Raw genomic sequence first — 18,568 nt, 5'->3', positions numbered from 1 at the left:
TCTTCAGGAAGTAGCTTTTTTATTTTCTATATTTACCTTTAAATAAAGCAGGAACGTTTATTTACTAATCTTCTTGTTATTAATACTGTATATACGATGAGTTTTTTTAAAAGAATATTTTCTTCAGAAAAAAAAGAAACCTTAGATAAAGGTTTAGAGAAAACAAAAACCACTTTCTTTTCAAAGTTAAGCAAGGCTATTGTTGGAAAGTCTAAAGTTGATGATGATGTTTTAGATAACTTAGAAGAAATACTTGTTTCTTCGGATGTAGGGGTTGATACTACCTTAAAAATAATAACCCGTATAGAGAATCGTGTTGCTGAAGATAAATACTTAGGTACAGCCGAATTAAATCAGATTCTTCAGGAGGAAATTGCTGCTTTATTATCTGAAACCAATACCGGCGAAGCAACTGAATTTGTGGTTCCGGTAAATGTAAAACCTTATGTTTTAATGGTTGTAGGAGTTAACGGCGTTGGGAAAACCACTACTATTGGAAAACTGGCTTATCAGTTTAAAAAACAAGGTTACAAAGTAGTTTTGGGTGCAGCCGATACTTTTAGAGCTGCTGCAATTGACCAATTACAAATTTGGGCAGATAGAGTTGATGTGCCAATTGTAAGACAAAATATGGGTTCTGATCCTGCTTCGGTAGCATTTGACACTTTACAATCGGCGGTAGCTCAGCAAGCTGATATTGTAATTATTGATACGGCAGGACGTTTACACAATAAAGTGAATTTAATGAATGAATTATCTAAAGTAAAAAGGGTAATGCAAAAAGTGGTTGCTGATGCTCCACATGATGTATTATTAGTTTTAGATGGTTCTACCGGTCAAAATGCTTTCGAACAAGCCAAGCAATTTACTGCTGCAACTGAAGTGACTTCTCTGGCAGTTACTAAGCTGGACGGAACGGCTAAAGGAGGAGTGGTTATTGGAATTTCAGACCAATTTCAAATTCCTGTAAAGTACATTGGAGTAGGTGAAGGGATTGAGGATTTGCAAGTCTTTAATAAATTTGAATTTATTGATAGTTTCTTTAAATAAAATAATATGTTTAAAAATATAGCTCCCATTTATCTGTATATGATAAGTGTAGTTTGTTTTGTGATTGCTAATCTGGTTAGGGAACAATTTTTGATTTTGTACTATATTTTATTGATTACAGGTGTTTTACTATTTGTTTTAGGTTTTAAAAAAAGGATTAATAACAAATAAGAATACCAGAAAAGTCTTTGTTTATAAATGATGGTCTATGAAAAAGACTGCTTTTAAATATGTTTTGAATATGAAAACTCCAAAGATAATATTGTGGTGTTATCTTATTTGGTATTTTTCAATGATGTTCATTTACTTCGAACCGTCATTAAAACTTTGGGCAAGTGCAGTGGGAATTTCTTTTATAATAGGTTTTGCTCTTATTTTATCCACTTCTCAACAAGGAATTAAGCAAGATATATGGATTAAAATTAGACTTTTTTTATTTCCATTTTGTGTCTCCAGTTATTCTGCTACCATCAAAGGACATGATTTTATTCTCCTTTTCCCTAATAACAGCACCCATCTTTTTATAGGTATATTCAATTGTAGCTTGTTTGTATTTTTAATATGGATGAGCAAACGATGGTATAAAGTCTATGCTAAGAAAGAAGTTGTAAATCAATTGGCGAATTAATACCATTTGATTATTGGTACAAAGCATTTATTTTTTGCCAAAGTGTATTATCAAAGTCTGATAAGGCAGGATTAACACTGTCAGCTGCATCTCCCATTCTGATGACTACCATTTTTTTACTTGGAATAATATAGATTTTTTGGTCATTTTTTCCAAGAGCCATAAACATATCATTAGGTCCGTCAGGGATAATACTTCCTGAAAATTGCAGTTGGCTTTGTGGTAAACGGTAGCTGCTTTTTCCGTTTAGCCACCATAAATAACCATAGGAAAGATTAAGATTTTGCGAAGTTGTGGTAGCTGCGTTAAAAAAAGATTCATTGAGAATCACGTTATTTTCCCATTTTCCTTTGTTTAGCATTAATAAGCCAAAACGTGCCATACTTCTCGTAGTACTGAAATACACACTATTATTATCTAATGGCAGCCAAACACCATTCATCCCGATTTTATCCCTCAGTTTTGAATTGAAATAAGTGTTCCAGCTTTGTCCTGTAGCCTGAGCAATTACATCTTGTAGTTTTACATAGACATTATGGTATGCCCAGCGCGTTCCTGCATCCGCTTTGTAGGTAAGACTTGCGGGAGCTACAGCATCGCCATTAGCGATATCTTCAATTCCGGAAGTCATAGTTAGCAGGTGTTTGCAAGTAATTAAATTTTCTTTCTCAAGAGGTTCTGCTGTCCATGCTGTTCCAAGGTAATCAGAAACTTTATTGTTGGTATTGATGTAGCCTTCCTGCTCAGCAATTCCTGTAAGAGCTGTGGTGAGTGTTTTTCCGGCACTTGCCCAATACCAATTAGTCGTTGCCGAATGACCATTGAAATAGTTTTCCATTACAATGTGTCCGTTGACTAAAATCAGAAAAGATTTTGAATGTTTCAATTCCAAATAATCTAATAAGGGCTGAACTGCTTCCTGATTCCAGCCTAAGTCACTAATAGATTTTGTTTCCCAATTATTTCCTGTAAGTGGTGGAAAATAACTGTTTTCTGTAGTGGTTGTGTCGGGTTTTGAATCAGGACTACAATTGACAAACAGAAAAAAACTCAGCAGATAAAAAAGTGTTTTGTACATGATTTGACAATTTTAAATGTAACTCCTTTAAGACCAAAAATATATAAAATAGTTTAAGTTGGTTTTTATTTTTTAGCTAAGTTAACTTTAATACGCTTAACTTTGTTTGAGAAACAAAACGTATTTTTGTCCCGGTTTTTAGCCCTGATGATCCCGAAGTCTCGGGAGTCATCCTTTTATGCCTCCCGAAGCCTCGGGACTGGCATGAAAGATACAGCGTACAGCAGGAAATGGCTTTTAAAATAAATTTATAATGAAAAATAGTTTAAAGATTCTTTTTTTATGTTTGTTTTTGGTGTCTTGCCAGCAAAAAATAACTCCTGAAGATATAAAAAAAATAAATGGTTACTGGGAAATTGAGAAGGTGACTTTTAAAGAAGGGGCGGATAAGGAATACAAAATGAATGAGAATTTTGATTATTTTCAAATTGCCAATAATAAGGGTATTCGTCGAAAGGTCAGACCTCAATTTAATGGAACTTTTTTGTTTAATGATGATTTTGAAAATGTAAAAGTACGTTTTAAAGGCGAACAGGTTTTTTTAGATTATACTACCGCTTACGCAAAATGGACTGAGGAGTTAATACGTTTATCGGATGATGAAATGGTACTAAAAAATGATCAGAATAATGAGTACGAGTATAAAAAAGCAGGACCAATTAATTTATTAGAAGATGGCAAAAAGACTAAATAATCAAAGTACGATAGGTGATGTGCTGAAGCAAATTATTCAGGTTAATAAATTGCAGTCAGGAATGGATGGGATTAATGTGAAAGAAGCCTGGCATAATTTAATGGGTAATGGTGTGAATAGTTATACCCGAAATGTAGTTTTGAAAGGCAGTACTTTGTATGTGGAATTGACATCATCAGTATTGCGGGAAGAATTAAGCCACGGAAAATCAAAGATTGTAGCTATGATTAATGAAGAATTGCGTAGAGATGTGGTGAAAGATGTGGTGTTGAGATAATTTTCAGAACGCATAATTTAGATAAAAAAGAAAATCCAGTCTCGTTTTTTGGAACGAGACTGGATTTTTTTATAGATTTTCATTTGCTTTCTGCAAACTGTGTTCTGAATACTAAAATTGCTCTCTTCCTGAAAAATGGAAATTACCTTCAATTGCTGCATTTTCATCACTGTCAGAGCCATGAACGGCATTTTCTCCCATCGAAGTGGCGTATAATTTACGGATAGTTCCTTCGGCAGCTTCAGCCGGGTTTGTAGCACCAATTAGTGTTCTGAAATCAGCTACAGCATTTTCTTTTTCCAGTATAGCTGCAACAATAGGACCGCTGGACATAAAATCGACCAGTTCTCCATAAAAAGGTCTTTGTGCATGAACTGCATAAAAAGCCTGAGCATCGGCTACAGTAAGCTGGGTTAATTTTAAAGATACAATTCTAAATCCTGCATTCGTTATCATTGCAAGTATGTTTCCAATGTGTCCATTAGCGACAGCATCGGGTTTAATCATTGTGAAAGTTCTGTTGGTTGTCATTTTTATAATTTCTTTTTTATAAATGTAGCTTTTTTTAAATAGAAAGTCTGTAGAATTTAAGATTAAATAATCCTAAAACAGCACTTTTTGTTAAATTTTATAATGTAATTATATCAAAACTTTGTTCAAGCGGTTTTAATTTTTCGATAAGTTTGTTAATCAGCAGCTCTCCGCTTTCTATGTAGAATTCTGAAAAATTGGCTTGACGCTCCTGTAAACTTTGGTTCGGGAATAACTCGTTTTGCAAATCGGTTATTCTTGACAAAGTGTCTTTTAATTTTATTTTTTGTGCTTTTAATAAGCGTTTTTCCAGATTTTCAAGTCCTTTTAATTGTTTTGTTTCTTGTGCTTTTACCGCTCCTGCAAATGAAGGATCTGTTTTTGCTGTAATTTCGTGTAAGATGCTAAACTGCGATTCCAGTTGGTTTTTTAACGCAGATAAATCAATATCTATTTCCGAAAGTACTTTTGCTTTAGCATTAACCAAATCAATTTGTTTCGAAAATAAATCACTCCAGCTTAAATCTAATTTACTGGCTTTCTTAGCTTGTTTTTCAGTAACTAAAAGAACCGAATTACGTACTAAAAGTATTGGGAAACTCACTTTTACGGCATCAAAAAATGATTTCAGTTCGAGCCAGTAAGCGATTTCTCCGCCTCCGCCGATGTAGCAAAGATTAGGTAAAATAACTTCCTGATAAAGCGGACGCATAATTACATTAGGACTGAATTTTTCAGGATTACTGTCAGCTAAAGCTAAAATTTCACTTTCTGAAAATTCGAGTTTAGTATTGTTTACAATGTATTTGCCATTTTCATAAACAATACGCTCACGTAAATTGTCTTCGATATAAAACAAATTGATTTCGCGTGGGTTTACCTGAATATTGTATGCGCTAAGTTTTTCGGTAGTTTCTGTTACTTTTTTATGGGCTGTTTGCTGTAGTAATTCCTCCTTGATATAGGGTGCAAAATGCTGTTTTAAATCGGCTTCATCGGCATCAATAATAATCAAACCATGAGCGCCAAATAAAGTATTGGCTAAATAACGCGTAGCATCAGCCAGTTTGTTATGTTTTAAATAAGCATCCTCAAATAATTTTTTTAAAGTTTCTGCATTGGTACTGTGACCTAACTCTTGTTCGAATATTTCAAAAAAATCGGCTAAACCTTCGGTAGAAAGTCTTCCTACAGGTCCGGTACTTGCTGTGTTCCAGCGGAATTTTCGTCCTCTGAAATTAAAATAATTGATTTCTTCAAAGTCATGGTCTTCGGTCGCCATCCAATATACAGGCACAAAATTATAAGCCGGATATTTTACTTTTAATTCAGTAGTTAAATTAATAGTAGAGATGATTTTATACAGAAAATATAAGGGTCCCGAAAACAGATTTAATTGATGTCCCGTAGTTACTGTAAAGGTGTTTTCTACTTTTAAAGACTCAATATTTTGCTGGGTCAGCTGTGAAATTTCGATTTCAGCATATTGCTTTTGCAAAACAGAAACTAAACTATTTCTATGGCTACTGTTAAAAGTAGTTTGTTTCTCGGCAATTTGAGCTTCGAAGTTTTCAATACTTGGAAAGCGATGATATAAGGATTGTAATTTTGGATTTTGATCTAAATAATCATTCATCAAAGGAGAAAAATATCCTGATTTTTGATAGCTGATACAGTCGTTGGGCATGTTAGAATTTGTTTTGAGTAAAATTACCAAAAAATATTGGAACTAAATATTTGTAGCTTTCAAAAATAAGGAAGACTTTTGCACGATTTTAAACCTAATTTCTTGATGATGAAAGAACAGCCTGCAAAAATAAATTCTTTAAAACACGTTCTTTTTGGGAGTTTAATAGGAACAACCATAGAGTTTTTTGATTTCTATATTTATGCTAATGCTGCGGTTTTAGTATTTCCTCAATTGTTTTTTCCGGGTGCCAGTAGCACTAATTCTACTTTAGAATCTCTGGCTACTTTTTCTATTGCCTTTTTGGCAAGGCCATTAGGATCGGCAGTTTTTGGTCATTATGGTGATAAGATAGGACGTAAAGTAACTTTAGTTGTGGCCTTGCTGACTATGGGAATTTCTACGGTGAGTATTGGTTTTTTACCCAGTTATGCCAGTATTGGAATTTTAGCTCCTATATTATTGATGCTATGTCGTTTTGGTCAGGGTGTAGGTTTAGGTGGCGAATGGGGTGGAGCCGTTTTGTTAGCTATTGAAAATGCACCGCCACACAAACGTGCCTGGTACGGAATGTTTCCGCAATTAGGTGCACCAATAGGTTTAATACTTTCAGGAGGGACATTTTTACTGCTAACAGACAGTATGAGTGCCGAGGATTTTATGGATTATGGATGGAGAATTCCGTTTATTGCAAGTTCTTTACTGGTAATTGTAGGTTTTTATATTCGATTAAAAATTACCGAAACACCTGCTTTTGAAAACTCAAAGGAAGAACAAAAAGAAGTAAAAGTACCTTTTGTAACTGTTTTTAAATTGTATAAAAATCAATTGATTTTTGGAACTTTAGCAGCAGTTACCACATTCTTAGTGTTTTATTTGATGACGGTTTTTATTTTAAACTGGAATACAAAGAGTTTAGGTTTTACCAATAAAGAAGCGCTATTAATTCAGTTGTTTTCCGTATTGTTCTTTGCTGTTTTTATTCCTATTTCTGCCTTGGCAGCCGATAAAATTGGTCGTCGTAAAATGTTAATTTACACAACTATTGCTATAGCTGTTTTTGGTTTCTTCTTTTCATTCTTTTTAACCACACACAATATAGTTTTAGTCACCTTTTTTGTTTGTTTGGGAATGTCACTAATGGGATTTATCTATGGTCCGTTAGGGACTTTTTTATCTGAATTGTTCCCAACAACTGTTCGCTACACCGGTGCTTCATTGACGTTTAACTTGGCAGGGATTTTAGGTGCTGCATTTGCACCAATGGCAGCCATTAAATTATCTGATAGTTTTGGTATTGCTTCAGTAGGAATCTATCTTACTATTGCTGCTTGCATATCATTGATTTCTTTATTGGTAATAAGTAAGCAGGAGCATAAGTTTTAAATTTTTTAAACACCAAGTTCACGAAAATTACAACAAAGGGCTCAAAGTTAATAAAACGTTGAGCCCTTTGTTTTTTAAGATTATCTTTTTAAACTAAAATGACTTTTGTATTCTTGCCCGTTTGCTCTGGTTACAACGAACCAATAATCGGTTGCGGGAAGTTCTTGACTGTTGAATTGTCCGTTCCAAGCTGAATTGGGTAATAAAACTTTTAATAGTTTTCCATAACGATCATAGATTTGAATTCCAGTATTCGGTTTTAAGTAGGCAAAATCAATGGTCCAGGTGTCGTTGTATCCGTCATTATTGGGTGTGAAGAATTTTGGATAGGGTAGTTCGTCTACAAAATTAATACAGTCTCCGGTAGTGGCTTCCAGAATATTTATGGCAACCGGAATTCGCTCACTTTCACAATTATTTATAGTTTCTGAAGCATAATAGGTAATTCCGTTTTCAAGTAATGTGGATTCGGATATATTTATTGAAGACGACGCACTTTCGAACCAATTTACATTTTGACCTGTAATGACAATATCACTAATTTTTGCATTTTCCTGAATACAGAATATCTGAGGTGAATTGGCAATTGGAATTTGAGTATCCTGAATTTTTACAGTAATGGCAAGTCTTTCACTTTCGCAATTGTTAGCTGTTTGTGTAGCAAAATAGGTTTTGTTATTTTCTAACCAAGTCGTTTCTGCTAAAACAGTTCCATTGGCAGCATCCTGGTACCATTTAATATTAGAACCTGTAATAGAAAGATGGGCAATAGTCGCATTTTCAGCTATACAAAATTGCTGATTTTTATTTGCTGTAGGTAATGGAGTATTATAGACTCGAATTAAAATTGGGATTCTGTCACTTTCGCACCCAATAGTTTGTGAAGCATAATAGGTCTTATTATCTTCTAATAAAGTGGTGTTAGGTAAAACAGCTGCGGCAAAATTAGCATCGTACCATTTTATATTTTGTCCGGTAATTTGGATATCAGCTAATGTTGCATTTTCGTTTTTACAAAAAAATTGATTTCCATTTGCTGTTGGAGCCGAAGGTGTATTTACAATTGAAACGCTAACGCCTAATCTTTCGCTTTCACAGTTATTTGCGGTTTGCGAAACATAATAAGTTACTCCATCGACAAGAGAAGTTGTTTCACTTAACAAAGAACCATTGTTTAAAGCATCATACCATTTAATTTGATTTCCGGTTATTTGAATGTTTGCAATTGTCGGATTTGAATCACTGCAAAACGACTGATTTGCAGTGGCAGTTGGCATTGAAGTGTTTTGAATAGTAATTAAAACAGCGACTCTCTCGCTTTCGCAACCATTTAGGGTTTGCGAAGCATAATAAGTAGTATTATTTTGTAACAAAGTTGTAGTAGAAAGTAGATTTCCATTAGTCAACGCATCGTACCATTTTATGTTTTGTCCTGCAATTGTGATATCAGTAATTGTTGCGTTTTGTTTAAAACAGAAAGTTTGGGGAGAAGTTACAGTAGGAAGCGCTTGGCTGGTAATAGTTATAGTTTGGTTTTGAGTAGCATTATTTCCGTTTCCATCATTATAATTCCAAACTATCGTATAGGTACCAGGTAAATTATAGCTTAATGGATTAGTTGTTGTTCCATTAATAACTCCTGCACAAGCATCCGTTGCGGTTGGGCCATTAGCTACAGTTGTATTACAATCTCCTGTTATTGTTGGCAAAGTGGTAAGATCAGGAACTGGAGCTTCGACGTCTCCAACGATTACATCTACAGTTTTAGTATCATCACAGCCTCCCGTTCCAGTTATTAAACAACTATATTGTCCACTATTTTGAGCAGTTGCATTTATTATTATTGGGTTTTGTTCGGTAGATGTAAAGCTGTTTGGACCTGTCCATAAATAATTTGTTCCGCCGGAGGCTTTAAGTTCTAAATTGTTTCCAATACAGATTGGGGAGTTGCTTGATGTGATTGGATTTGAAAGACAATCTTGAAATTTGGCTAAATATACATCTTGTAATCCACCAGATGGACTTAAAGAGTAATTTTCCTGATGTACATTTGGAGTTGAAATGCCAGATGTACTTTGTGTATTACCAACTAAATAAATATTATCTAAGTTATCTATAGATATTTTATTGTTAACATCTGAAGCTCCATTTAGTCCTTCGCTACCGTTACCTCCATAGTAGGTTCCCCATTCTCTTTTTCCATCTTCATCAAGTTTTATCATATATGCATCACCATATTGTGGCGATGTAGAATAAGCATTTGCTGTTGCAATTCCATTAGTCATACTTGTAACTCCTTCAAAAATCAATTTGTTTTTTGAGTTAATTGCTATATCTTGGATTATTTCTCCAAAATAAGTTCCCCAAACTTGGTTTTGCAGATTAATATCAAATTTAACTATATAACTACTGAACCCAAAATTCATTGGGAGATCCATAAAATTCTCATTAAATGTATTGGTGCTATTCAAATTATTATGACTATTTGTTATTCCTGAGATATATAAATAATTACCTTTTAATGTAGATTTGTTTATCGTGCAACTTGTTGTACCATTAAAATACGATCCCCAAATTCTTTGACCGTCTAAGTTAAATTTTGCAATCATTCCTGCATTGTAGCCTGTTTTAGTATTATTTGTAGATATTGCCTCATCACTACTTGTGGTTCCTGTAATATATAAATAGTCATCATCAGATATGTTTGAAGATAAAATTTGTTCATCTCTTTTTCCTCCAAAATAAGTTCCCCAAATTCTTTGTCCCTGAGGAGTAAATTTTGCAATAAAACCATCATCACCATAGTAATCATCAGCATGAATAGGTTGATGTGAACCAGCTGTTGCAATGTTGTTTGAACTCATAGCAAAACCAACTAGATAAATGTTATTTTGCTTATCAAAGCATATATCATAGCCAATATCCATAAGGTCTCCACCATAAAAAGTTCCCCATTCTCTAGTTCCAAGTGGATTTAATTTAACTAAATATGCGTTTTTATAATTTCCAGCAGATAGTGGTTGATGTGAGTTATTAGTAGCAACTAGTGAGTTATTAATATTTGGACCTACATCTACTCCTCCAGTGAAATATAAATTTCCGTTTGTATCTACTTTTATAGTTTCAGGTATGGCAGCATAGTAAATCCCCCAAAGTCTGATTCCGTCAGTATTAAATTTTGTAATGAAACCATCACCATAAAATGGAGCATAATAATAATCGATAAAGTTACCAGTTGTCGCAATATTTGATGTACTCCAAGTATATCCAGAAATATATACATTATTATAACTATCATTGCATATATCAGTTGAATAATCACCTTTTTCTCCACCATAATATGTCCCCCAAAGCCTCACAGGAACAGGATCAATAATTAAAGTTTTTCCATTTACAGAATTTGAGGTATTAAATCCATAAACATTTTTTTTGATTTTTTTATAACCTACATGAATTGATTTCTTTGTCATTCCATCTTCTGTCCAGCTGGCAGGTAGAATTTCTTCCATTTCACCAAAACGAACTTGCATTTTGATTTTATTATCAACTAATTCTGTTTTGGCGCCATTAAATTTCAATTGAATATCTGAAATTTTTCCATTTGGATGTACTACAAAGTTGTATTCAACCGCTTTTGAACTGTCCTTTGGAATGGAGAAAACGACATCAATATTTGGATAAATATTTTTGTAGGTAATTTGCTGGTATTGATGTACATTGACAATGCCTTCGGGCTTATCAGGGACATTATAGTAATTATCATAGTCTTTAGATTCCTCATTGGAAATTAATTCTACATGCGGATTTGAATTTACAAAATCAATATCAATCCGATGAAAAGTATATTCCAAATTATAATCAGGTACTTTTTTATCATTTTTTGCTATTGATGAAATTGAGTTATTTTCTTCGATACGATGTTTTACAGGGATTTTTTTAGTTTCATAGATGTCATACGAAAAACCATTTTGCTTCAATTGTACATTTAATCCATTCGTATTCAAAAGAAATTTTACGGCATTATTGGGTTTTCCATTTTGATCTGTAATTTGACCTTTGTTTTCTTTAAACCCAATGGAATTGTTCTTGTTTTGAGCAATTGAACTTATTCCAATAAGTATTAAAAGTATAAAGTAGTTGAGCCTCATTTTCATCCTTTGTTTCAGTTTTCAAATGTAATTAAATACGCTCAAACTTTCTTATTCTTTTAATCGAAAGTCAAGCTTTATTAACTTTCAATCCCTACTAGAACAGAAACTAAAATTATCCCTTATTTTTGTACCAAAATAGTATCATTTTGAAGCAAAAACTTTTCCTTATCACACCGCCTTTTACACAACTGAATACACCGTATCCGGCAACCGCCTATATCAAAGGCTTTCTAAATACAAAAGAAATCGAATCGGTTCAGGCTGATTTAGGGATAGAGGTGATTTTGAAATTGTTTTCGAAAGAAGGACTTCAAAATTTGTTTCAAGTGGCAAGTTTAAAGTTTCAGGTTGAAGAGATTTCAGATAATTCAAAACGTATTTATGCGTTGCAGGATGAATATATTAAAACTATAGATTCGGTAATTGCTTTTCTACAAGGAAAGAATCCCACTTTGGCTTTGCAGATTTGTCAGGAAGATTATTTGCCGGAAGCTTCCCGTTTTGCACAATTAGAGGAACTGGATTGGGCTTTTGGTACGATGGGAACACAGGATAAGGCAAAACATTTGGCGACTTTGTACCTGGAAGATATCTCTGATTTTATTGTCGAATGTGTGGATGCTAATTTTGGTTTTAGTCGTTATGCGGAGCGTTTAGGACGTAGTGCCAATTCTTTTGATGAATTATATGAAGCTTTACAACAAGAACCTACTTATATAGATAATCTACTTCTTTCGATTCTGAAAGAAAGAATTGAAACAATCAATCCAACATTATTTCTGGTTTCTGTTCCCTTTCCGGGGAATTTGTATGCAGCTTTTAGAAGTGCACAATGGGTGAAATTGCATTATCCGGAAATTAAAATTTCTATGGGTGGCGGTTTCCCTAATACCGAATTGCGTTCGCTTTCGGATGCACGGGTTTTTGAGTTTTTTGATTATATTACATTAGATGATGGCGAAGTTCCAATTGAATTAATAGTTCAATCCATCAGTCAGACTGAGCCTGTCGAAGTCAGTTTTAAACGAACTTTTTTATTAGAAGACGGAAAAGTAGTTTATAAAAACAATTCTACGAAACCGGATTATAAGCAATCTCAAGTAGGAACCCCTGATTATTCGGATTTGTTGTTGGATAAATACATTTCGGTTATCGAAATTGTGAATCCGATGCATCGTATGTGGAGTGACGGAAGATGGAATAAATTGACGATGGCACACGGATGTTACTGGGGAAAATGTACGTTTTGCGATATATCATTAGACTATATTAAGGTATATGAACCTGTTGCTGCCAGTTTATTGTGTGATCGAATGGAGGAAATGATCCTGCAAACGGGAGAGAACGGATTTCATTTTGTAGATGAAGCAGCTCCTCCGGCATTAATGCGGGCATTGGCACTGGAAATTCTTAGGAGAAAACTTTCGGTGACCTGGTGGACCAACATTCGATTCGAAAAAAGTTTTACACAGGATTTAGCTTTGTTATTAAAAGCTTCCGGGTGTATCGCTGTTTCAGGAGGGCTTGAAGTAGCTTCTGACCGATTGTTGAAATTGATTGACAAAGGGGTAACGGTAGAACAAGTGGCACGTGTAACCCGCAATTTTACTGAAGCAGGTATTATGGTACATGCTTATTTAATGTATGGTTATCCAACACAAACGGTTCAGGAAACAGTAGATAGTCTCGAAATGGTGCGTCAGTTATTTGAAGCCGGAATTTTGCAATCGGGATTTTGGCATCAGTTTGCCATGACGGCACATAGTCCTGTAGGCTTGTATCCGGAGAAATTTGGCGTGGTTAAAGAAACCGAAGCTATTGGTACTTTTGCTAATAATGATATTAATTATACAGATGCAACAGGTATTGATCATGATAAGTTTAGTTTTGGACTTAAAAAATCCCTCTTTAATTATATGCATGGTATCTGTTTTGATTTTGAATTACAAGAATGGTTTGATTTTAAAATTCCTAAAACAACAATTTCAGCCGACTTTATATATGATGCCATACAGGATGAACCGAATTTTAATATTAAACCAACGGCAAAAGTAGTTTGGCTGGGTGGAAAACCCTTTACTGAATATTTTACAAAATCTAAAAAAGGAAACAGTTGGGAAATGCTCGCACTAACTTTTCATGATAAGAAAGAAAGTTTCACTATTCAAACCAATAAAGCTGAGGGGGAGTGGTTGAGGGCTATATTAGAAAAGATTACTGTTTCGAATACTAAAATTTATACTTTTCAGGAAGTGAAAGCTGATTTTGAATTACGTTTAGAGGATTTTGAGTTATTCTGGTATTCAAAAGCTATTAATACACTCCGAGAGTCGGGACTTTTAATCTTATAGTAGAAAAAGCATTTTTAGAATTCTACTTTTTTGCTTCACTTAAGGTCTAATCGTTATCCTTATTTGTGTTTTTTATATAAAACCTCCTTTTTGGGAGGTTTTGTTGTTTATGAATGATTTTATTTTAAGGTTTTTTGTTTTTATTTTGGATGTACCCCTATTTTCTAAGGGGGTTGTTTTGTTTTTGAATGGTGTTATTTTGAATTTTATAAGTTTTTTTGGGTGTATTTATGATTTTAGGCGTGTTTTTTATAGGGTATGTGTTTTTTAAACATGAGAATAATCATTTTTTTGATATTGAAAAATAAGGAAAATGTATTTTTTTTTATTTGAATTGCAATTTTTAATAATTCGACGACAAAATCGACAAAAAGTTCTATTATTTCATTTCTGTAAAAATAAAAGTTGATAAATTTGCTTCAACAAAAAGGATAAAAACATGTTAAATGTTGAGAATAATATGTTAATATTCCTTTTTAAGTAAAAATAATTTAAATAACCAAAACAAAATTCAACATGAAAAAAGTAATTTTTATTTTAGCTTTAGCGCTGACAGGAAGCATGACATTTGCACAAGACACACCTTTGGAAATTTCAGGTTCTGCTGATCTTTATTACAAATATGATTTTTCAAAAACAGCAAATATTCCGACAAGTTTTGCAACAGATCAAAATTCAGTGTCTTTGGGGATGATTGATATTGCTTTGAAAAAAACAACTGGTAAAACTTCTTTCGTGGGTGAGGTTTCTTTTGGACCAAGAGGACAATACCAATCAATTCCAAATGGAGATGATACTGATGGAAACTCTTTCCATATCCAAAATTTGTATGCTACTTATGCAGCAACAGATAAATTAAGCTTTACAGCAGGTTATATGGGAACTTTTATTGGATATGAAGTAATTTCACCAGTAGGAAATTTTCACTATTCAACTTCTTACTTGTTTACTAATGGACCATTTCAAAATGCAGGAGTTAAAGCAAACTATGCATTCTCTGATAAAGTAGGTTTGATGATAGGTGGTTTTAATAGCTCTTGGAATTTCTACTCTGCTGATCCATTTAAAGGATTAAACGCAATTGGAGCTCAATTGTCTTTAGCTCCGGCTGAAGGTGTAAGTGCTTACCTTAACTTTATGGATGGTTCTGAAAGCGGTACTATCGTTGACTTGACTGCTGCTTTTCAATTATCAGACAAATTCAAATTAGGTTTAAATGCTGCTGACTTCTCAAATGATGGTGATACTGGTTACTCAGGTGTTGCATTGTATCCATCGGTAGCAATAACTGAAAACTTTGGTTTAGGTTTACGTGGAGAGTACTTTAAATTCAAAGAAGGTTCAGGAGATGAATCAGTAACAGCTTTTACATTATCAGCTAATTTAAAATCAGGTGGATTGACTGTAATTCCTGAATTCAGATTGGATTCTGGTAAAGATGAGTATTTTGTTGACTCTGATATGGCTCCAACTAAATCTGCTTCACAAGTTTCAGTAGCATTAGTTTACGGATTCTAAGAATAACTAAATTTCAAATTGAGATTAAAAATATAATTTTTTTTACTGCCAGGATTCTTTTTAAAGGTCTTGGCAGTTTTTTATTTAATAGTCAACAATATGTATAAAAAGACTGTGATGTAGTATAAAATAAGATGTTGTAAAAGTTTATTGGAATATGGTTTCAATAAACTTTTTTATTTATAAGGAATTAAAAAAGTCTTTGTGGCCTGACTGAGCTGCAAAGACTTTTTAATAGGTTTTATGTTTTGTTTAATTATTGCTTTAGATAAATAGAGTAAATGGTATTGATGGTATTTTGATCTAAAACAGCATTTACTTCCTCAGGCATATAGTGTAATTTAAAAGCGGTAATGGCTGCATTATAATTCGTAGTATCATAGCCGATGATTCGCAAGGCTAATTCAGGATTGAAATCAAATGGAGCTAAGGGAAGTATATCATCTTTCCATATTCCAAAACCATTTTCGGCTAATACTTTCCATGGAAATTGTGCACTTGGATCTTTTTTTCGGGTAGGAGCAATATCAGAATGACCTATAATGTTTTGAGCCGGAATATTATAGTCTTTTTTTAATTTACTTAATAATGCCATAAGACTTGTTATTTGTGCCTCAGAAAAAGGTTCGATACCATTATTGTCTAATTCGATTCCGATAGAAGCCGAATTAATATCCGTATTTTTTCCCCAGGAACCTATTCCCGCATGCCAGGCACGTAAATAATCGTTCAGCATTTGTACAACATGACCATCATCGGCAATTACATAATGGGCACTTACCTGAGTGGCTTCTTTTGTAAATGTATTGATTGTTTGCTGAACAGAATCCTGAGCAGTATGATGAATGATAATAAAATTAGGCTTGCGAAGATTGAAATTTACTGTACTAATCCATTCGGTATGAATCCCATTATCTAATTGGGTTGATCCTGTTTTAAAAATACTGTCTTTAAAAGTGTACAATTGTTTAGAATATGCACTGTCAATACTTATTACAACTTTGTCAACTGCAGGTAGCGGTTCTGGTTTTTTGACCGCCATTTCAACCTGTAAGGATTTTAATTTGGTAGAATATTCCTTCTCACTCTTTTTGTAAGGGTTTGTGGAGCAGGATGTGATAATTGCAGCAGTGATTAAATAACTAAGATTTTTATTCATTTTTTAAAGCTATTTTATTAAAAAAGGAAAACTAATTGTTTTCCTTTTTTGATTTTTTCTTTTTCTCTTTTTTGTTCGTTCCGCGATCTTCTTTCAGCGCTTTGTATTTTTGTTTCTGCTCTTCGTTCAGGTATTCGTTTACTTTTCTTTCGTTTACTTCAAAAAGAGCTTTTATTTCATTTGATTTATCTGCCTGACTTAAATTTTCATTTTTCATAATGGCAGTTTGCGATTTGATAATGTCAGTATAAACATTTCCAATAGCAATAGTTTGTAACTCATCCAGGTTTAATTCAGGTTTTAGTTTTTCCATTATTTTACCAACAGTAACTTCAACCGGAATTTCCTTAGGTTTTGATGGTGTTTGATCCATTTGGCTCATTCCCATGCTGTTTCTCCCCATTCCGTAACCGTTGCCATAACCATTACCATATCCGTATTGTGCAAAAGTTGTATTAATGGATAATAATATAAACGTTAATACAAAAATAAATTGTGTCTTGTTCATGTTTATTTTTTTTAAAAGCTAAAATTAAATTTTATGCTGGTTCTCCGTAAAGGTCAAACTCTGTTGCTTCAGTAATTTTAATCATTGCAAAATCACCTGTTTTCAAATAAAATTGAGAAGCATCTATTAATACTTCGTTGTCAACATCTGGACTGTCAAATTCGGTGCGGCCTACAAAGTGGCTTCCTTCTTTTCTGTCAATAATGCATTTAAATGTTTGTCCTACTTTTTCCTGATTTAAATCCCATGAAATTTGCGACTGTAATTCCATAATTTCATTAGCACGGGCTTGCTTTACATCATCCGGAACATCATCTTCCAGTAAGTAAGCATGTGTATTTTCCTCATGAGAATAAGCAAAACATCCCATGCGGTCAAATTTCATTTCCTGAACAAAATCTTTCAGAATTTCAAAATCTTCCTGCGTTTCTCCGGGATACCCTACAATCAGAGTTGTACGAATAGCCATTCCGGGAACTGCTGCTCTGAAATCTTTTAATAATTGGGTTGTTTTTGCCTGAGTTGTTCCGCGACGCATTGATTTTAAAATAGAATCAGAGATATGCTGTAACGGAATATCAATGTAATTACAAATCTTAGGTTCGCGTTTCATTAAATCTAAAACATCCATTGGGAAACCGGTAGGGAAGGCATAATGCAAACGAATCCACTCGATTCCTTCAACAGCTGCCAGGGCTTCCAGAAGTTCCGCTAAATTTCGTTTTTTGTATATATCAAGACCATAATAGGTTAAATCCTGAGCAATCAGTATTAATTCTTTTACTCCGTCTCGGGCTAAACCTTCGGCTTCTTTAACCAGTTTTTCAATAGGTTGCGAAACATGTTTTCCACGCATAATAGGAATAGCACAAAAACTGCACGGTCTGTCGCAGCCTTCAGCAATTTTTAAATACGCATAATTTTTAGGAGTTGTTGTTAAACGTTCTCCTAGTAATTCATGCTTGTAATCGGCTCCCAGCGCTTTTAATAGTTGAGGAAGCTCTGTAGTTCCAAAAAACTGATCAACATTCGGGATTTCTTTTTCCAGATCAGGTCGGTATCTTTCCGATAAACATCCTGTTACAAAAACTTTGTCAACCAAACCTTTTTCTTTCTTGTCGGCATATTCCAGAATCATATTTACTGATTCTGCTTTAGCATTGTCAATAAAACCGCAAGTATTGATAACAATAATATTTCCTTCTCTCTCAACAGGAGCCTCGTGTTCTACCTCTTTTCCATTGGCGCGAAGCTGTCCCATTAATACCTCACTATCATATATGTTTTTTGAACACCCTAAGGTAATTACGTTTATTTTGTTCTTTTTTAAAGACTTGGTTCTCATATATTTGTAAATTGGAGTGCAAAATTACGGTTTTTTATTCAAAGAATATTACTTTGACTATGTTTTAGTACGGTTTTCAGGAGCTAATCCTGCTGTTCGCTGTATCTTTCCTGCCACTCCCGAGGCTTCGGGAGGCAGGAAAGGATGCCGCTGCCATCAGGGCTAAAAAAAACCGCCTTGTTTATTAAGGACAAGACGGTAATTC

Annotated in this window: 14 protein-coding genes; 7 read left to right on the top strand and 7 right to left on the bottom strand. The window is 33.8% G+C overall.

What is annotated here, in order from left to right; genetic code table 11:
• Positions 1 to 96 precede the first annotated feature (96 nt).
• Complete coding sequence (ftsY, locus tag BUB89_RS10440) at positions 97 to 1,050, top strand: signal recognition particle-docking protein FtsY (RefSeq protein WP_073244763.1); 954 nt, start codon at positions 97 to 99, stop codon at positions 1,048 to 1,050.
• A gap of 208 nt (positions 1,051 to 1,258) precedes the next feature.
• Positions 1,259 to 1,678, top strand: coding sequence for a hypothetical protein (locus tag BUB89_RS10435; protein ID WP_073244760.1), 420 nt, complete (start codon positions 1,259 to 1,261; stop codon positions 1,676 to 1,678).
• Positions 1,679 to 1,688: 10 nt separating this feature from the next.
• Here BUB89_RS10435 and BUB89_RS10430 read toward each other — a convergent pair whose 3' ends face one another.
• On the bottom strand, positions 1,689 to 2,756 hold the full coding sequence (locus BUB89_RS10430) for a serine hydrolase domain-containing protein (protein ID WP_073244758.1): 1,068 nt from the start codon (positions 2,754 to 2,756) through the stop codon (positions 1,689 to 1,691).
• A gap of 253 nt (positions 2,757 to 3,009) precedes the next feature.
• On the opposite strand from BUB89_RS10430, the gene BUB89_RS10425 reads away from it, so the two are divergent.
• Together BUB89_RS10425 and BUB89_RS10420 are read left to right on the top strand one after the other, a co-directional pair.
• Positions 3,010 to 3,450, top strand: a complete 441-nt coding sequence (locus BUB89_RS10425) for a lipocalin family protein (protein WP_073244755.1) — start codon at positions 3,010 to 3,012, stop codon at positions 3,448 to 3,450.
• The gene (locus BUB89_RS10420) at positions 3,431 to 3,727 is read left to right on the top strand and encodes a DciA family protein (RefSeq protein ID WP_073244753.1); all 297 of its coding nucleotides are present in this window, start codon (positions 3,431 to 3,433) and stop codon (positions 3,725 to 3,727) included. The genes BUB89_RS10425 and BUB89_RS10420 overlap by 20 nt, the downstream gene beginning before the upstream one ends.
• A gap of 111 nt (positions 3,728 to 3,838) precedes the next feature.
• Here the strand turns inward: BUB89_RS10420 and BUB89_RS10415 are convergent, their stop codons facing one another.
• Entirely contained in the window at positions 3,839 to 4,258 is a 420-nt protein-coding gene (locus tag BUB89_RS10415) for a nucleoside-diphosphate kinase (RefSeq protein WP_073244751.1), read from the bottom strand.
• 97 nt (positions 4,259 to 4,355) lie between these two features.
• Complete coding sequence (gene bshC / locus BUB89_RS10410; RefSeq protein ID WP_073244749.1) at positions 4,356 to 5,945, bottom strand: bacillithiol biosynthesis cysteine-adding enzyme BshC; 1,590 nt, start codon at positions 5,943 to 5,945, stop codon at positions 4,356 to 4,358.
• Positions 5,946 to 6,050: 105 nt separating this feature from the next.
• On the opposite strand from bshC, the gene BUB89_RS10405 reads away from it, so the two are divergent.
• Entirely contained in the window at positions 6,051 to 7,331 is a 1,281-nt protein-coding gene (locus tag BUB89_RS10405; protein ID WP_234982623.1) for an MFS transporter, read from the top strand.
• An 80-nt stretch (positions 7,332 to 7,411) separates the two neighbouring features.
• Here BUB89_RS10405 and BUB89_RS10400 read toward each other — a convergent pair whose 3' ends face one another.
• Positions 7,412 to 11,479, bottom strand: coding sequence for a DUF7948 domain-containing protein (locus tag BUB89_RS10400; protein WP_159434574.1), 4,068 nt, complete (start codon positions 11,477 to 11,479; stop codon positions 7,412 to 7,414).
• 149 nt (positions 11,480 to 11,628) lie between these two features.
• On the opposite strand from BUB89_RS10400, the gene BUB89_RS10395 reads away from it, so the two are divergent.
• Together BUB89_RS10395 and BUB89_RS10390 are read left to right on the top strand one after the other, a co-directional pair.
• Positions 11,629 to 13,833, top strand: coding sequence for a B12-binding domain-containing radical SAM protein (locus BUB89_RS10395; RefSeq protein ID WP_073244744.1), 2,205 nt, complete (start codon positions 11,629 to 11,631; stop codon positions 13,831 to 13,833).
• 516 nt (positions 13,834 to 14,349) lie between these two features.
• Positions 14,350 to 15,351, top strand: a complete 1,002-nt coding sequence (locus tag BUB89_RS10390) for an outer membrane beta-barrel protein (RefSeq protein WP_073244741.1) — start codon at positions 14,350 to 14,352, stop codon at positions 15,349 to 15,351.
• A 256-nt stretch (positions 15,352 to 15,607) separates the two neighbouring features.
• Here the strand turns inward: BUB89_RS10390 and BUB89_RS10385 are convergent, their stop codons facing one another.
• Genes BUB89_RS10385 through rimO form a run of 3 tightly spaced genes read right to left on the bottom strand, consistent with a single transcriptional unit; the run spans position 15,608 to position 18,363 of the window.
• Positions 15,608 to 16,510, bottom strand: a complete 903-nt coding sequence (locus BUB89_RS10385) for an N-acetylmuramoyl-L-alanine amidase (protein ID WP_073244739.1) — start codon at positions 16,508 to 16,510, stop codon at positions 15,608 to 15,610.
• 31 nt (positions 16,511 to 16,541) lie between these two features.
• On the bottom strand, positions 16,542 to 17,018 hold the full coding sequence (locus BUB89_RS10380; RefSeq protein WP_073244736.1) for a hypothetical protein: 477 nt from the start codon (positions 17,016 to 17,018) through the stop codon (positions 16,542 to 16,544).
• 31 nt (positions 17,019 to 17,049) lie between these two features.
• Entirely contained in the window at positions 17,050 to 18,363 is a 1,314-nt protein-coding gene (gene rimO, locus BUB89_RS10375) for a 30S ribosomal protein S12 methylthiotransferase RimO (RefSeq protein WP_073244734.1), read from the bottom strand.
• Between the last annotated feature and the right edge of the window lie 205 nt (positions 18,364 to 18,568).

Source organism: Flavobacterium flevense (genome assembly GCF_900142775.1).
GTDB classification, from domain to species: domain Bacteria; phylum Bacteroidota; class Bacteroidia; order Flavobacteriales; family Flavobacteriaceae; genus Flavobacterium; species Flavobacterium flevense.
The sequence above is the reverse complement of the archived record's forward strand: the minus strand, read 5'-3'. Positions and strand labels throughout refer to the sequence as shown.

Bases quoted from the DNA above. Each gene is read 5' to 3' on its own strand.
- ftsY (WP_073244763.1), top strand. From the start codon at position 97: ATGAGTTTTTTTAAAAGAATATTTTCTTCAGAAAAAAAAGAAACCTTA.
- bshC (WP_073244749.1), bottom strand. From the start codon at position 5,945: ATGCCCAACGACTGTATCAGCTATCAAAAATCAGGATATTTTTCTCCT.
- BUB89_RS10430 (WP_073244758.1), bottom strand. From the start codon at position 2,756: ATGTACAAAACACTTTTTTATCTGCTGAGTTTTTTTCTGTTTGTCAAT.
- BUB89_RS10385 (WP_073244739.1), bottom strand. From the start codon at position 16,510: ATGAATAAAAATCTTAGTTATTTAATCACTGCTGCAATTATCACATCC.
- BUB89_RS10380 (WP_073244736.1), bottom strand. From the start codon at position 17,018: ATGAACAAGACACAATTTATTTTTGTATTAACGTTTATATTATTATCC.
- BUB89_RS10435 (WP_073244760.1), top strand. From the start codon at position 1,259: ATGAAAAAGACTGCTTTTAAATATGTTTTGAATATGAAAACTCCAAAG.
- BUB89_RS10405 (WP_234982623.1), top strand. From the start codon at position 6,051: ATGATGAAAGAACAGCCTGCAAAAATAAATTCTTTAAAACACGTTCTT.
- rimO (WP_073244734.1), bottom strand. From the start codon at position 18,363: ATGAGAACCAAGTCTTTAAAAAAGAACAAAATAAACGTAATTACCTTA.
- BUB89_RS10420 (WP_073244753.1), top strand. From the start codon at position 3,431: ATGGCAAAAAGACTAAATAATCAAAGTACGATAGGTGATGTGCTGAAG.
- BUB89_RS10425 (WP_073244755.1), top strand. From the start codon at position 3,010: ATGAAAAATAGTTTAAAGATTCTTTTTTTATGTTTGTTTTTGGTGTCT.
- BUB89_RS10390 (WP_073244741.1), top strand. From the start codon at position 14,350: ATGAAAAAAGTAATTTTTATTTTAGCTTTAGCGCTGACAGGAAGCATG.
- BUB89_RS10400 (WP_159434574.1), bottom strand. From the start codon at position 11,479: ATGAGGCTCAACTACTTTATACTTTTAATACTTATTGGAATAAGTTCA.
- BUB89_RS10415 (WP_073244751.1), bottom strand. From the start codon at position 4,258: ATGACAACCAACAGAACTTTCACAATGATTAAACCCGATGCTGTCGCT.